15 protein-coding genes and 2 tRNA genes are annotated in these 14,679 nt (G+C 69.0%); 12 read left to right on the forward strand and 5 right to left on the reverse strand.

The annotated features are described in order from the left end of the window. Nucleotides 1-37 precede the first annotated feature (37 nt). The 9 genes from AW273_RS27155 to AW273_RS27190 all read left to right on the forward strand — a co-directional run bounded on the left by AW273_RS27155 (nt 38) and on the right by AW273_RS27190 (nt 5,106). Complete coding sequence (locus AW273_RS27155; RefSeq protein ID WP_062353905.1) at nt 38-475, forward strand: hypothetical protein; 438 nt, start codon at nt 38-40, stop codon at nt 473-475. 81 nt (nt 476-556) lie between these two features. Further along, nucleotides 557-629: transfer RNA gene (locus AW273_RS27160), tRNA-Thr, on the forward strand. Nucleotides 630-821: 192 nt separating this feature from the next. Further along, a tRNA-Met gene (locus AW273_RS27165) sits at nt 822-895 on the forward strand. Nucleotides 896-970: 75 nt separating this feature from the next. Further along, nucleotides 971-1,135 (forward strand): 50S ribosomal protein L33, encoded by a 165-nt coding sequence (rpmG, locus tag AW273_RS36620; protein ID WP_030921771.1) that lies wholly within the window; start codon nt 971-973, stop codon nt 1,133-1,135. 187 nt (nt 1,136-1,322) lie between these two features. Beyond that, nucleotides 1,323-1,772: a MaoC family dehydratase N-terminal domain-containing protein gene (locus AW273_RS27170; protein WP_062353907.1), complete on the forward strand. Its 450-nt coding sequence runs from the start codon at nt 1,323-1,325 to the stop codon at nt 1,770-1,772. A 2-nt stretch (nt 1,773-1,774) separates the two neighbouring features. Then, a complete protein-coding gene (locus AW273_RS27175; protein ID WP_062353910.1) occupies nt 1,775-2,203 on the forward strand; it encodes a MaoC family dehydratase in 429 nt (142 codons plus the stop codon). 20 nt (nt 2,204-2,223) lie between these two features. Continuing rightward, nucleotides 2,224-3,294 (forward strand): glycosyltransferase family 2 protein, encoded by a 1,071-nt coding sequence (locus AW273_RS27180; RefSeq protein WP_062353913.1) that lies wholly within the window; start codon nt 2,224-2,226, stop codon nt 3,292-3,294. 10 nt (nt 3,295-3,304) lie between these two features. Further along, complete coding sequence (locus AW273_RS27185) at nt 3,305-4,333, forward strand: UDP-N-acetylmuramate dehydrogenase (protein WP_062353916.1); 1,029 nt, start codon at nt 3,305-3,307, stop codon at nt 4,331-4,333. A 200-nt stretch (nt 4,334-4,533) separates the two neighbouring features. Further along, entirely contained in the window at nt 4,534-5,106 is a 573-nt protein-coding gene (locus AW273_RS27190; protein WP_062353919.1) for a TMEM165/GDT1 family protein, read from the forward strand. On the opposite strand, the gene AW273_RS27195 is transcribed toward AW273_RS27190, so the two are convergent. Both AW273_RS27195 and AW273_RS37505 read right to left on the reverse strand, forming a co-directional pair. Beyond that, on the reverse strand, nt 5,099-7,945 hold the full coding sequence (locus tag AW273_RS27195) for an ATP-binding protein (RefSeq protein WP_232327617.1): 2,847 nt from the start codon (nt 7,943-7,945) through the stop codon (nt 5,099-5,101). The genes AW273_RS27190 and AW273_RS27195 overlap by 8 nt on opposite strands. Nucleotides 7,946-8,047: 102 nt before the next feature. After that, nucleotides 8,048-8,206, reverse strand: coding sequence for a hypothetical protein (locus AW273_RS37505; RefSeq protein WP_157556204.1), 159 nt, complete (start codon nt 8,204-8,206; stop codon nt 8,048-8,050). 218 nt (nt 8,207-8,424) lie between these two features. Between AW273_RS37505 and deoC the strand changes: the two genes are divergently transcribed. From deoC to AW273_RS27210, 3 genes are read left to right on the forward strand one after another with little or no spacing between them, the layout of a single operon-like run. After that, the gene (gene deoC / locus AW273_RS27200; protein ID WP_062353926.1) at nt 8,425-9,354 is read left to right on the forward strand and encodes a deoxyribose-phosphate aldolase; all 930 of its coding nucleotides are present in this window, start codon (nt 8,425-8,427) and stop codon (nt 9,352-9,354) included. Between the two features lies 1 nt (nt 9,355). Continuing rightward, nucleotides 9,356-10,783, forward strand: coding sequence for an aldehyde dehydrogenase family protein (locus AW273_RS27205; RefSeq protein ID WP_198168380.1), 1,428 nt, complete (start codon nt 9,356-9,358; stop codon nt 10,781-10,783). Then, a complete protein-coding gene (locus AW273_RS27210; protein ID WP_062353929.1) occupies nt 10,780-11,643 on the forward strand; it encodes an aldehyde dehydrogenase family protein in 864 nt (287 codons plus the stop codon). The genes AW273_RS27205 and AW273_RS27210 overlap by 4 nt, the downstream gene beginning before the upstream one ends. Here AW273_RS27210 and AW273_RS27215 read toward each other — a convergent pair. The 3 genes from AW273_RS27215 to AW273_RS27225 are packed head-to-tail and all read right to left on the reverse strand — an operon-like array spanning nt 11,640 to nt 14,641. Next, nucleotides 11,640-12,179, reverse strand: coding sequence for a PIN domain-containing protein (locus AW273_RS27215; protein ID WP_062353932.1), 540 nt, complete (start codon nt 12,177-12,179; stop codon nt 11,640-11,642). The two genes, AW273_RS27210 and AW273_RS27215, sit on opposite strands and share 4 nt — an antisense overlap. Next, nucleotides 12,176-13,300: a helix-turn-helix domain-containing protein gene (locus tag AW273_RS27220; RefSeq protein WP_198168381.1), complete on the reverse strand. Its 1,125-nt coding sequence runs from the start codon at nt 13,298-13,300 to the stop codon at nt 12,176-12,178. Before AW273_RS27220 ends, AW273_RS27215 begins: the two co-directional genes overlap by 4 nt. A 30-nt stretch (nt 13,301-13,330) precedes the next feature. Next, nucleotides 13,331-14,641, reverse strand: coding sequence for an amidase (locus AW273_RS27225; RefSeq protein ID WP_062353938.1), 1,311 nt, complete (start codon nt 14,639-14,641; stop codon nt 13,331-13,333). Nucleotides 14,642-14,679 lie beyond the last annotated feature (38 nt).

A 14,679-nucleotide genomic window follows, 5' to 3' on the forward strand; every position in this document is an offset into this window, starting at 1 on the left:
ACGGTGATTTCCCTGCCTGGCCGTTTACCGTCGAGACATGCGCCTGGTCACTGTGCTCGCCTTCTGCGTCGCGCTCGTCGCCTGCGGCTCCGCGCCCGACGGGATCCCGAGCCCGACGCCCCCTCCCGCGTCCACGTCGTCGGCACAGGACGTCTACGTGCTGAACTTCTTCGGCGACGAACAGGGCTCACCCGCCCAGAGGCCGGCCGACCTGGTGATCTCCGAGTTCTCCACCATGAACAAGCTCATGTGGGACAAGTGGGGCCCCGACACCGCGGTGGGCCGCGGCAAGCTGACCGGAAGCTGGTGCCTGCCCGACTGCCTCGAACGGCCCTACGAAGCCCAGATCACCCTCGCGACGCCCGTCGGCAAGGCCGGCCGCACCTACTTCACCAGCTACTCCATCGAGCCCGACGACATGCAGTCGGCCCAGGAACAGGGCGCCGACCTGGCCGGGACACTCCAGACGCCGTAGCCCTCCGATTGGATTTCGCATCCACTGCGGGGGACGTGTATGGTTTACCTGTCCGGGAACGCGAGAGCGAACACCGGGCCCGCCCCTATAGCTCAGTCGGCAGAGCGTCTCCATGGTAAGGAGAAGGTCAACGGTTCGATTCCGTTTGGGGGCTCTGAGTCAACAGGTCCTATCCGATGAATTCGGGTGGGGCTTTTGGCTTGGCGGGTGAAAACCAATCCCCGCGAAAGTGATTTGAGGATTCACCCGTGAATTCTCAAACCCGTTCCCCGGCGAAATACCGCGTGTGTGGCACTCGCATGGGTCGGGTATCCTTGCGTGGCCGGTCAGTTTTGGTCGGCCTCCAGGCGGAGTAGCTCAGTCAGGCAGAGCAAACGGCTCATAATCGTTGTGTCGCCGGTTCAAGTCCGGCCTCCGCTACTACCCTTCCGGGCACCCTTCACAGGGACCGGTTCGGGTTGTCCAGTAGTCCCAGACGTAGAAAGGCACTCCCACGTGGCTGCCACCGACGTTAGGCCGAAGATCACGCTGGCCTGCCAGGAGTGCAAGCACCGCAACTACATCACGCGGAAGAACCGGCGCAACGACCCGGATCGGCTTGAGCTGAAGAAGTACTGCCCCAACTGCAAGACTCACCAGGCTCACCGCGAGACCCGCTAGTTCACGATGCCCGGCGGCCCCCCAGCCGCAGGCACGGTGCATGTCCTCACGCGAAAACCGGCGACGCCAATTAGGGCCGCCGGTTAGTCGCGTTTCCATCGGCGACACCTCCTCGGTTATCAGAGCGTTCGGCCGTACGGTAGAACTGGTCGTCCAGCAGCACTGATCAACCACGAGGAGCGCCCCGATGGCGTTGAATCGCGACTTCATTGGGCGGGCGTACTCGTCGCCCACGCCCTACGAGGTCAGCCGCCTGAAGATCAAGGAGTTCGCCGCCGCGATCGGCGACGCGAACCCGATCTACCGCGACGCCGAGGCCGCCAAGGCCGCCGGGCATCCCGACGTGGTCGCCCCGCCCACCTTCCCGATCGTCTTCGCGCTGGCGGGCGCGGGCGAGGGCCTCAACGACCCCGAGTTCGGGCTCGACTGGTCGATGGTCGTCCACGGCGAGCAGCGGTTCACCTACGACCGGCCGATCTACGCCGGCGACCAGCTGTTGTGCACCTCGACGATCTCCGAGATCCGCTCGGTGGGCCGCAACGAGTTCGTGACCGTGCGCGGCGACGTCACCACGGTCGACGGCGAACCCGTCTGCACCAGCTTCAACGTCATCGTCGAGCGCGGAGGGGCGAAGTAACCATGGGCGCCACCATCAAGTGGGACGAGGTCGAGCAGGGCCAGGAGCTGCCCGCCGCCGAATACCAGGTCCAGCGCGTCAACCTGGTCATGTACGCCGGCGCCTCCGGCGACTTCAACCCCATCCACTGGAACGAGCGGTTCGCCAAGTCCGTGGGGCTGCCCGACGTGATCGCCCACGGCATGTACACGATGGCCCAGGGCGGCCGCTACGTCACCGACTGGGCCGGCGACCCGGCCGCGGTCGTCGACTACGGCGTGCGGTTCTCGTCGATGGTGGTCGTGCCCGACGACGACAACGGCGCCACGATCAGCGTCTCCGGCATCATCGAGGAGAAGCTGCCCGACAAGCGGGTGATCGTCGTGCTGACCGCCAGGTCGGGCGACGCGCGGGTGCTCTCCAAGGCCAGGGCCGTAGTTCAGCTCGCTTGAGCGTGGGTAGCGCTCCTCATGTGAGCAAACCACCGCCGAACGTCATCGAAATCGCCGAACGCCGCGCCGCCGCCCGAGCCGACAACGACTTCGAGGCGGCCGACCGGCTGCGCCACGACCTCGCCGACGCCGGCTGGGACGTCTACGACACGCCCGCCGGCGGCTTCGAGCTGACCGAACGCCCCCACTTCGAGATCTGGCCGAGCGTCCGGTCGATCCCGGTTTCGTCGATCATCGAGGGCCGCCCGCCCGGCGAGCGCGACGTGAAGTCGACCGTGCCCTATCCGGGCTCGATCACCGAGACCGCCCTCAACGACGCGGGCACCCCGTCGATGGCCGCCTCGCAGGCCCTCTGGGACGGCGCGCTGGCCACCTCCCGGGTCGACCGGCAGATCGACATCCCGAAGCTGACCGCGTCGGTGGCGCTGCTGGTCGACGGGTGGCCCGACGACGTGCGGGCCTGTGTCGCGGCGGTGCTCGCGCACAGCCACGCCGGGATCATCGCGCTCGACCTCGGCAACGTCGACGGCGCGGGAGACGTCCTGCACGAACTGGCCGAGGCCCACCCCGACCGGATCCGGGTCTGGCACGTCGCCGAGAAGCCCCACTGGCGCGGGGGCACCGCCGAGTGGGGCCCGGCGCGGACCAAGCTGCTCCAGCTCGACACCGCCGACGTCCACGTGGTCATGGAGACCTCGACGATCCTCGAAGACGACGCGATCAGGCCGCTGCTGCGGGCGCTGGAGGTGCCCGACGTGGTCGGGGCCGGGTGGAAGGGCGTCGAACCCGAGCCGGGCGGCACCGCGTGGCACGACGCGGGGGCCGGCGAGGTCACGGCGCTGCTCGGCTACCTGTTCGCGGTGAACCGGGCCAAGGCCCTGCGCGTCGGCGGATTCCCGGAGAAGGCCCGCTTCTACCGCAACGCCGACCTGGAGTTCTCCCTCATGCTGCCGGGACGTCTGGTCGTGCCGGAGAAGGACCTGCCGGTGCGGCAGGCCCGCCATCGGGGCTATTTCGACACCGAGGCCGGATATCGCGACGAGGAGTCGAAGCGGACCTACGACAGAGTGCTCGATCTGCTCCGCCGTTAGGCTGGCGCCCATGGAAGAGGGGGTGCGGCTGGCGCCGTACACGACGTTGCGGCTGGGCGGGAACGCGCGGGCCTTTGTCACCGCCGACACCGAGGAGCGGCTCGTCGAGCTGGTCTCCGAGGCCGACCGGCGGGGCGAGCCCGTGCTGATCCTCGGCGGGGGGAGCAATCTGGTGCTCTCCGATACCGGGTTCGACGGCCTGGTGGTCAAGGTCGGCACACGCGGGATCGTGACCTACGGCGGCCTGGTGACGGCCGCCGCCGGGGAGGACTGGGATCCGCTCGTCGAGCGCTGCGTGGCCGAGGGGCTGTCCGGGATCGAGTGCCTGTCGGGCATCCCCGGCCTGGTCGGGTCGACCCCGATCCAGAACGTGGGCGCCTACGGCCAGGACGTCTCGCAGACGATCGTCGCCGTACGCGTCTTCGACCGCCGCCGCCGGGAGATCCTCGACCTGGAGGCCGCGGAGTGCGGGTTCGCCTACCGCGACAGCGCCTTCAAGGGCGCCCTCGACCGGTTCGTGGTGTTGTCGGTGACGTACCACCTCGAAAGCGACGAGCTCTCGCAGCCGCTGGCGTACGCGGAACTGGCCAGGAGCCTCGGCGTCGCGCCCGGCGAGCGGGTGCCGCTGGCCCGGGCCCGCGCGAGGGTGCTGGAGCTGCGCCGGGGCAAGGGCATGGTGCTCGACCCCGATGACCCCGACACGGTCAGCGCCGGGTCGTTCTTCACCAACCCGATCCTGGGCCGGGCCCAGGCCGACGAACTGGAGAAGCTCGCCCCCGGCTATCCGCGCTGGCCCGCCGGCGACGACGCGGTGAAGGTCCCGGCGGCGTGGCTGATCGAGAACGCCGGGTTCCACAAGGGCTACGCGAAGGGCCGGGTCAGGGTGTCGACCAAGCACACCCTCGCCCTCACGAACCCCACCGGCGAGGCCACGGCCGACGAGCTTCTGGAGCTTGCCCGAGAAGTCCGAGACGGGGTCAAAGCGAAGTTCGGCGTGACCCTGGTGAATGAACCCGTGATGATAGGCGTTAGTCTGTGAGACAACCCGAAGGGGAGTAGTCCACAACACCGCCGGTCGACACACTGACGCACGCGTTTGATGAAAAACGTGCGTCCGGCCGCGGAGGCCCGTGTGGCGGACGAGACCTTCGGCCCGACAGTGTTCCATCGCTGCCGGGCCGAAGTGATGCTCCCCGGCAGAACTCGGCCCGGTCGCGCAGATGCGAAAGGCGACCCCGAGTGGAAGCGTTCTGGATCTCCCTCGCCGTGATCTTCGTGGCGGAGCTGGGCGACAAGAGTCAGCTCATGGCCATGACCTTCGCCACCAGGTTCCGGCCTCTTCCGGTCCTGGCCGGCATCACGATCGCGACGACCGTCGTCCACCTGTTCTCCGTCGCGCTCGGCGGTCTCATCGGCGACAACCTCCCGACCACCGCGATCTCCATCGCGGCCGGCATCGCGTTCCTCGGCTTCGCCGCGTGGACGCTGCGCGGCGACTCCCTGAGCGACGAGGAGGCCGAGAAGGCCAAACGGGCCACCAAGTCGGTGCTGCTGGCCGTGACGGTCGCGTTCTTCCTGAGCGAGCTCGGCGACAAGACCATGCTCGCCACGATCACCCTGGCCACCCAGTACGGCTGGGTCGGCACCTGGATCGGCTCGACGGTCGGCATGGTGGCCGCCGACGCCCTGGCCATCCTGGTCGGCGGGCTCCTGGGCAAGCACCTGCCGGAGAAGTGGATCAAGTATGGCGCCGCCGCGGCCTTCGCGGTCTTCGGGGTGCTCCTGCTGCTGGAGCCGCTGTGGGCTAGTTGAGCAGGGACATCCGGTGGGCCGCCGCGGCGGCCTCCCCCCGGGTCGAGACGCTCAGCTTGGCCAGGATGTTCGAGACGTGGACGCTGGCGGTCTTGGCGGAGATCGTCAGCGTCTGCGCGATGTCGCGGTTCGACCGGCCCTCGGTGAGCAGCCGCAGCACCTCGACCTCGCGCGGGGTCAGCAGGGCGGCCGTCTCTGCCGGGGTGTCGGTGAGCGCGATGCCGGACCGGCGGGCCAGCACCTCGATCTGGTCTCTCATGGGGGCGGCGCACAGGTCGGTCGCGATGGTGTGGGCCTCCCGCAGGCGCGGGGCGACGGCGTCGCGGTCGAGTCCGTGCGCGGCCATGATCAGGTTGCGGGCCCGCTGGTAGGGACGCCTCAGGACGGCCCAGCAGGTCGCGGCGCCGTCGAAGTCCCCCCGGCACTCCCGCTCGTAGGCCTCGCTGACCGGGCCCTTGGCGACCATGGCGGTCCGGAACTCCTCGGCCCGCTCGCGCAGCGCCCTGGCCCGGTTGGGGCTGACGGGCAACGCGGCGTCGCTCACCCGGTAGATCATCGCCAGCAGGCGCCAGCCCAGCATCGGCTTGCGCGACAGCGGCGTCGGGCCGAGTGCTGCCTCGGCCCTCGTCAGGGCCGCCTCCGGGTCGCCGGTCAGCAGATGCCACTGCAGGGCCAGCCGGGTGTTGAGGGTGCGCTCCTGGGTCCAGTCTTCTGGACGGCCGGTCAGCGCGCCCACCTCGGTCAGGTCGGCGAGGGCCTGTTCCAGCTCGCCTCTGGCCATGACGATCTGGGCGCGGACGCGCAGCAGGTGCCAGCGGTTGAGCGGGGACGGGTCGAACATCAGCGACCGGGTGATGACGTCGAGCGCCTCGTTCCAGCGGCCCAGCGATTCGAGCGCCTCGGTCCGGTTGTTGGCGATGAAGACGCCCTGGTTGCGGTAGCGGCCGTACTTCCTGGCCAGTTTCTCGCCCTCGACGGCCAGTGCGACGGCCTCTTCCGAACGGCCCAGGTTCTCGAGCGCGTCGACGTTGTTGGCCAGCGCCCGCAGCACCACCTGACCCGACTTCACGCGGGTGCCGATGGCCTGGGCGCGGGAGTTGGCGGCCAGCACCGCCTCCAGGTCGTCGCTGATGGAGTGGCCGAGCGCGAGGTTCATCAGGAGGTCGGCCTCCTGGCGTTCGTCACCCATCTCGCGGGCGTTCCTGAGCGCCTCCTGGGTCAGCGCGGTGCCCTCGACGATCTCGTCGGCCATGATCAGCAGCGTGCCGAGGCGCGTCAGGACCAGGGTCCGGGTCTCGCTGGGCAGCGGCACCAGCCGTTCGGCCCGCCGCAGGTCGTTTATCGCGCCCGGCCGGCCCCGGTGCTTCTTGCAGTTGGCCATCCGGACCAGCAGTTCGGCGACCCGCTCCGGCGCGGTGTGGTCGTCGAGCTCGGAGAGCGCGGCCTTCACGTACTTGAGCGCCCGGTCGATGTCGCCGGCCGCGAAGGCGCCCTCGGAGGCCCGCTCCAGCACGGTGGCGTGGTCGGCCCCGATGCGCTGGGCGGCGTCGGGGACCTTGTCCCAGAGCATGAGCACCCGTTCGAGGAGCTGCACCTTCTCGGTGTACGCGAACGCCATGTGCGCCTTCGCGGAGGCCTCCCACGCCGAGATGAGCGCCCACAGGTCGTTCCTGGCCGAATGCCAGTGGTGGGCGATCTCGATGGCCGCCCGTCCCTGCGGGACCAGGGTGCGGTCGCGGTCGATCTCCTCGGCGAAGCGGGCGTGGAGCCGGGTGTGCTCCCCGGGCAGCAGTTCGTCGTGGACGGCCTCGCGGATCAGCGCGTGCCGGAAGGTGTAGGCGCGGCCGTCGCTGATCTGGATGACGTTGCCCGCCACGGCGGGCCTGATCGCGTCCTCCAGGTCGGCCTCTGACAGGCCGCTGACCGCGCAGAGCAGGTCGTGGCCGACCCGGTTGCCCCCGGCCGCGGCGATCCGCAGCACCCGCTGGGTCTCCTCGGGCAGCCGCTCCACCTGGCCGATGATCAGATCGTGCAGGGACTCGGGGAGGGTCTCGCCGCCGAGGCAGTCGAGCAGCGCCTCGACGAACAGCGGGATGCCCGCGCTGCGGTCGAAGACGGTCGAGACCCGGCTGTAGGTGGGCGTGGTGCCGAGGATGCCGGCCATCTGGCGGGCCACCTCGTCTTCGGTGAAGCGGGGCACCTCGATCTTGACGACCCCGCCGACGCGGGTCAGTTCGGCGAGCACCGGCCGGAGCGGATGGGTGCGGTGGAGTTCGTCCGACCGGTACGTCAGCACCATGAGCATCGGAATCGCCGACACGTTCCGGCTCAGGAAGGCGATGAGGTCACGGCTCGACCGGTCGGCCCAGTGGACGTCCTCGATGACCAGGACCATCGGGCGGCGCTCGGCGAGCCGTTCCAGCAACGTCAGTATCTGTTCGAACAGGCGGGCCCTGGCCGTGTCGGTCTCGATGTCGCCGCTCGGCTCACCGAACTCCGGCAGCAGCCGGGCCAGGTCCCGGGCCGCGCCCTCGGGCAGCAGCGCCGCGACGTCCGCGGCCCCCATGTCGCGGACGAGCTGGCGCAACACCGCCGTGAAGGGCGCGTACGCGAGGCCTTCTGTGGACAACTCGACACAACCGCCGGCGAAGACCTGCGCTCCGTCGGCGGCGGCCTGCTCGGCGAACCGCGTGACCAGCCGGGTCTTGCCGACCCCCGCCTCACCGCCCACGAGCACCGCGGCGGCGGCCTGCTCACGGGCCTGGTCGAAGATCTCGCCGAGCGACTTCAGCTCGGTCTCCCGTCCGACGAAGACGGGGCTAACGGCCCGACCCATCATGTCGTCCAGCATGTCACGCCTACTCGGTGGGTTTCGCGCCTATTTATGGGGGTTGAGATGCCAGGCCGGGAGGGAGGTTCCGGCCTGGCATCTTGACGCGCGTCACTGGGAGCGGAACTTGCCGAGGCTCGCCCGGAGCCGGTGATGCCCGCCCCGCTCGCGCGCCTTCTCCGCCTCGCGGACGCGGCGGTAGGTGGTCGCCTCGTTCTGGAGCTCGGCGACCCGGTTGAGGATGATCTGGTAGTGCAGTTCGGGAGCCATCTGGCCTCTCCTTGTTCTGTCCGTCTTCCTTACACACTCAAGAATCCGGCTAAGACCCCCTCCGCCACATCGGGCGGATGCCTTATCTCCCGTGGGCAGGGTGTGGATTAGTACCTAAGACCCTTCTTAGGGCGGTTGTGAGATGTGCCAAAAACGGACCGGCAGTGTGGTGAGCACCCGGTTTGGCATCGTTCAGCCAGGTCGGCGATGCTGGGGAGGTGTCAATTCCGACTGCCTCGTCCAACGCCTCGCTCCGGGCGTCCCTGCACGGACTGCCCGGTGTCGACCGGGTCGGCGCCGACGCCAGGGCCGCCGGGCTGGGCACCCGATCGATCAAGACCAGCGCCAAACGCCAGGCCATCGACATGGCCATCTCCATGGTCGACCTCACGACCCTGGAGGGGGCCGACACCCGGGGCAAGGTCCGGGCGATGTGCGCCAAGGCCGTCCACCCCGACCCGACCGACCCCACGGTGCCGAAGGTCGCGGCGGTCTGCGTCTACCCCGACCTGGTGGCCGAGGCCCGTGACGTCGTCGGCTCGTCGGGGGTGAAGGTGGCCTCCGTCGCCACCGCGTTCCCCAGCGGGCGCTCCTCCCTTGAGGTGAAGGTGGCCGACACGGCCATGGCGGTCGCCGCCGGGGCCGACGAGATCGACATGGTCATCGACCGGGGCGCGTTCCTGTCGGGTGACTACCTGAAGGTCTTCGAGGAGATCCAGGCGATCAAGGAGGCCTGTGGCGAGGCCCACCTGAAGGTCATCCTGGAGACCGGCGAACTGGCCACCTACGACAACGTGCGACGGGCGTCGTGGCTGGCCATGATGGCCGGGGGAGACTTCATCAAGACGTCCACCGGAAAGGTGCAGCCGGCCGCCACGCTGCCGGTGACGCTGGTCATGCTGGAGGCGGTGCGCGACTTCCGCGACCGTGAGGGCCGCATGGTGGGGGTGAAGCCGGCCGGCGGCATCCGGACGACCAAAGACGCGATCAAGATGCTCGTGCTGGTCAACGAGACCGCCGGGCCCGACTGGCTCGACCCCGACTGGTTCCGGCTCGGCGCGTCGTCGGTCCTCAACGACCTGCTGATGCAGCGTCAGAAGCTCACCACCGGCCGTTACGCCGGCCCCGACTACTTCACCCTGGACTGAGATGATCTTCGAGTACGCACCGGCGCCCGAGTCGCGCGATGTCGTCGACATCAGACCGTCGTACGGGCTGTTCATCAACGGCGAGTTCGTGGACGGGTCCGGAACTCCCTTCAAGACCGTCAACCCCGCCTCCGAGGAGACCCTCGCTGAGGTCGCCGCGGCCACCGAGGCCGACGTCGACCGGGCCGTGCAGGCCGCCAGGAAGGCCTTCGGCGTCTGGTCGGCGCTGCCCGGCTCCGAGCGGGCCAAATATCTGTTCCGGATCGCCCGGATCATCCAGGAACGCGCCCGCGAGCTGGCCGTGCTGGAGTCGCTCGACAACGGCAAGCCGATCAAGGAGTCGCGCGACGTCGACCTCCCCCTGGTCGCCGCCCACTTCTTCTACTACGCCGGATGGGCCGACAAGCTCCAATACGCCGGCTACGGCACCACCCCGCTCGGCGTCGCCGGGCAGGTCATCCCGTGGAACTTCCCGCTGCTGATGCTGGCCTGGAAGATCGCGCCCGCGCTGGCCTGCGGCAACACCGTCGTGCTGAAGCCCGCGGAGACCACGCCGCTGACCGCGCTGCTGTTCGCCGAGATCTGCCAGCAGGCCGACCTGCCACCGGGCGTGGTCAACATCGTGACCGGCGCGGGCGACACCGGCGCCGCCGTCGTCGGCCACCCGGACGTCGACAAGGTCGCCTTCACCGGCTCGACCGAGGTCGGCCGCCTGATCGCGAAGTCGGTCGCCGGCACGAACAAGAAGGTGACCCTCGAACTCGGCGGCAAGGCCGCCAACATCGTCTTCGACGACGCCGCCATCGACCAGGCCGTCGAGGGCATCGTCACCGGCATCTTCTTCAACCAGGGGCACGTCTGCTGCGCCGGGTCGCGCCTGCTCGTCCAGGAGTCGATAGCCGAGGAGCTGCTGTCGTCGCTGAAGCGCCGCCTGTCGACGCTGCGGCTCGGCGACCCGCTCGACAAGAACACCGACATCGGGGCCATCAACTCGGCCGCCCAGCTCGCCAAGATCCGCGAACTGTCGGAGGCCGGCGAGGCCGAGGGCGCCTCCCGCTGGTCACCGGCCTGCCCGCTGCCCGACAAGGGCTTCTGGTTCCCGCCGACCGTGTTCACCGGCGTCTCCCAGTCCCACCGGATCGCCCGCGAGGAGATCTTCGGCCCCGTCCTGTCGGTCCTCACCTTCCGCACCCCCGCCGAGGCGGTGGAGAAGGCGAACAACACGCCCTACGGCCTGTCGGCCGGCGTCTGGACCGAGAAGGCGTCGCGGATGTTGTGGATGGCCAACCGGCTCCGGGCCGGTGTCGTGTGGTCGAACACCTTCAACAAGTTCGACCCCACCTCGCCGTTCGGCGGATACAAGGAGTCCGGCTACGGGCGTGAGGGCGGTCGCCACGGGCTTGAGGCGTACCTGAAGGAGATCTCGTGAGCGAGCGGCTGTCGGTACGGAAGACGTACAAGCTGTACATCGGCGGTGCGTTCCCACGGTCGGAGAGCGGGAGGTCATACGCCGTGACCGGCGCCAAGGGCGAGTTCCTCGCCAATGCCTCCAAGGCCTCACGCAAGGACGTCCGCGACGCCGTCACCGCGGCGCGCAAGGCCTTCGCTGGCTGGTCCGCCGCCACCGCGTACAACCGGGGGCAGATCCTCTACCGGATCGCCGAGATGCTCGAAGGCCGCCGCGCGCAGTTCGTGTCGGAGGTCGCCGAGGCCGACGGGGTGTCGGGGAAGAAGGCCGGGGAACTGGTCGACGCGGCCGTCGACCGGCTGGTCTGGTATGCCGGGTGGTCCGACAAGATCTCCTCGCTGCGCGGGTCGTCGAATCCGGTGGCGGGGCCCTACTTCAACCTGTCGACGCCCGAGCCGACCGGGGTGGTCGGGATCGTGGCCCCTCCCATGGGGCCGCTGTTCGGGCTCGTCTCGGTGATCGCGCCGGTGATCGTCACGGGGAACACCTGTGTGGTGATCGCTTCTGAGCGGGCGCCGCTTCCCTCGATCACCCTGGCCGAGGTGCTGGCGACCTCTGACCTGCCGGGCGGGGTGGTGAACATCCTGACGGGGTCGGCGGGGGAGATGGCGCCTTGGCTGGCGGGGCACATGGACGTCAACGGGATCGACCTGACCGGGGCCGACGCGGAGCTGGCGCAGAAGTGCGAGGAACTGGCGGCGGAGAACCTCAAGCGGGTGCTGCGGCCGAACGGCAAGACCGACTGGGCGGCCGATCCGGGGACGGGGCGGATGACGGCCTTCCTGGAGACGAAGACGGTCTGGCACCCGATCGGGATCTAGGGGTCGAGCAGGCCTTCCGCCTGTGCCCAGGCGATGAACGTGTCGCCGTCGCACGGGAGGAAGGCCTCATGCTCAGCGAGCAGGTCGATTACCTCGCATGCTTCTTCGGTCGAAATCGCACTTTTCCGGATGTTCTGACAGAGCAGCTCCAGTGTGCCGGTCATTTTGACGCCACGGCTCTTGCCATACTTGCGAGCCGACCGATCGTCGATCATGGCGGTTATGCCATGCACCTCGGCATAGGCGAGGGTCATGGATTCGCCGATGTCCCGTCTTCCTCCACCGAGCCGGAGGTGGTACATCGTCAACAGGGCGTAGAAATCCCGGGTGAACTCTTCCGCTACGGTGATCCAGGGCTGGATGGAGACCTGATAAAGCTTCGGATGCTTGGACGCGCCGACCAGAAGCTCTTCCTCCACTGCTTTGGTGATCAGGCAGGAACGTCCGCTGAGCAGCTTCTCCAGAACGGGTAACTGGTTGGAGCGGGCGAAGTAGTTGAGGGGCGAGCTGTCGATGACGAGCCGCTCGCTGCTCACTCCAGTTCACCGCGCAGCTCGGCGCGTAGTGCCTCAAGCGGAATCTCGTTCGGCGGCGGGAGCTCCTCAACGGTGACCTGGTCTCGGAGTATTTCGATGGCTCGGCTGGCTGAGATGTCATAAGTGCGATATGCGCGGATCGCCGCTGCGGACAGGCCGGTGGCGATGTAGGTAGGGGCGAGTTCCTCCACAACGCGCACGTTACATTCCAGGTAGTCGGCCTTGGTGGGAGAACGCGAATCCAAGGTCTTGTATTCATCGCCGGAAATCAATTCGAATCTACGCAATTGTCGTAGAGCGGCCGTCCAGCTCACCCGATATTCGGCGCTGATGATGATGGCCGACTGCCGGGGGCCACCTTCTTCGCGCAGCGTCTTCCAGCGGCGGGCGACCCCTGGGCGTGGAAAGAGCAGGTTGACGGCGAAACTGTCGATGGCCTGTTCGGTCGCACTGGTGCTGGCGCTCCAGTCGAGAGAATGCGCGTCACCGAACAGGTGGTGGCCGAGTTCGTGAGCGAGCGTCGACCGCCTTCGGCCGGCCGGCAGATCGCCGTTCACCACGGCCATGCCGACACCGTCGATCAGGCTGTAGGCGCCGTCGGCCGCCGAATCGCCCAGCGGGAACGAGAAGGCGAGCAGACCGGCGCGCTCGACCACCTCGGCCAGTTCGTGAACCGGCTCGTAGGGGTCGAGGGAGAGCAGAGACCGCGCGTCGGCCGCAGCCGCCTCTGCGGCCCAATCTGAATCGCCGGGCTTGATCGCACGTAGGTATTCGTCGCGCTTGGGCTTCAGAGCCTTCGCGTCGATGAGCATGGAAAGATCGCGCGTCAGGTCTTCGATGACTCGCTCGATCTTGTCTTCCACGCCATCCCCGAGAGACGCGCGACGGCTCACGATGGCCGGATGGGGCGGCAGGATGAACCAGTCCATGGGACGCGAGAGAAGGTCGGACAGGTGGATCAGCTCCATCGCCCTGAGCTGTCGTCGACCTGCCTCCAGCTTGGTGACCGCGGTCCGGTCAAGCTCCAGCGCGTCGGCGAGCTGCTGCTGGGTGAGCTGCTTGGCCACCCGCGCCGCTGCGATGCGCTGGCCGATCTCCACCCATTCTGGCTCTATCTCCATGGTGCTATTTTCGCACATGTACGTGATGAGTCACGGGTGATATACGGATCGTTTCCATGGCCGGGCCTGCTCCAGATGTCCCGCCAGGCTCAGCAGTAGCCTCTCCCCGTCCGGCGGCGCGATGAGCTGGACCCCCATCGGCAGCCCCGAGCTGTGCCGTCCGAACGGGATCGTCATCGCCGGCCAGCCCGCCATGTTCCACGCCCCCGTCAGCGGCGCGAACCTGATGTCGGCGTAGGCGTTGCGCGCCATCCCCCGGGAGGCCCGGCCCTCGGCCGAAGGCGGCAGGTGGGCGATGGTCGGGGTGACCAGCACGTCGATGTCGCCGAACCACTGGTCGGCGCCGTAGGCGCGCCACTGGTCGCGGCGGCGGGAGCCGTCGCGGCGGGTGCGCCGCAGGAGGCGGCCCACGCGGGCCATCGAGCGGGTGCGGGGTTCGAGTTCGTGTTCGTCGAGGTCGTCGGAGTCGGCGGCGGCGCAGGCGTACCAGGCGGCGATCGTCGACCAGCCCAGTGACATCGGGAAGCGGCGGCCGTGGTCGACGACGGTGTGGCCGGCTTCGCGCAGGGTCGCCCCCGCTGCTCGGGCGGCCTGCCGGAACTCCGCGTCGACCGAGAAACCCGGTGGGAGGGGGTTGGGGGCCACGGCGATGCGGAGGTCTTCGGCCTCGGGGAGGATCGGGGTGCCGGCCATCACGGTCAGGGCCAGGATCGTGTCGTTCACGGTCGTGGTCAGCGGGCCGTTCTCGGACATCGCGAACCAGTCGTGGGGCGGGGGCTCCAGGAGGCCGTGGCCGGGTTTGAGGGCGACGACGCCGCAGGCGGCGCCCGGGACGCGTAAGGAGCCGAGGCCGTCGTTTCCGAGGGCCAGGGGGACCATTCCGGCGGCCACGGCGGCGGCGCCGCCTCCCGACGATCCGCCGGCGGTTCGTTTCGGGTCCCAGGGGTTGCGGGTGTCGCCCATGGCGTACAGGCAGAGTTCCGGGCAGTTCGTCAGGCCGAGCACGATCGCGCCCGCGGCGCGGAGGCGGGCCACCACGGGGTGGTCGTCCGGCGCGGGTGCCGGGGACGCGGCCCGGGTGCCGTTGGTGGCGGTCTGGCCGGCCACGGCGAGGTTGTCCTTGACAGCGATCGGCACGCCCGCGAGGGGCAGGTCGGGGCGGTGCCCGAGGGCCTTCGCGTCGGCCATGGCCGACTCCGCCAGGACGGTGCGGAAGGCGCCGACGGCGCCGTCACGTGCGGCGACGGCCTCCAGGTGGTCGGCCACGACCTGTTCCGCGGTCGCCTCGCCGGCGCGCACGGCGTCGGCTATCTCCACGGCGGTTCGTCCGGCCCACGACATGTCCAGAGTGTGGACCGGACGTACCTGCCATTAGAAGC

This window comes from Herbidospora yilanensis, assembly GCF_001570565.1.
Classification (GTDB): domain Bacteria; phylum Actinomycetota; class Actinomycetes; order Streptosporangiales; family Streptosporangiaceae; genus Herbidospora; species Herbidospora yilanensis.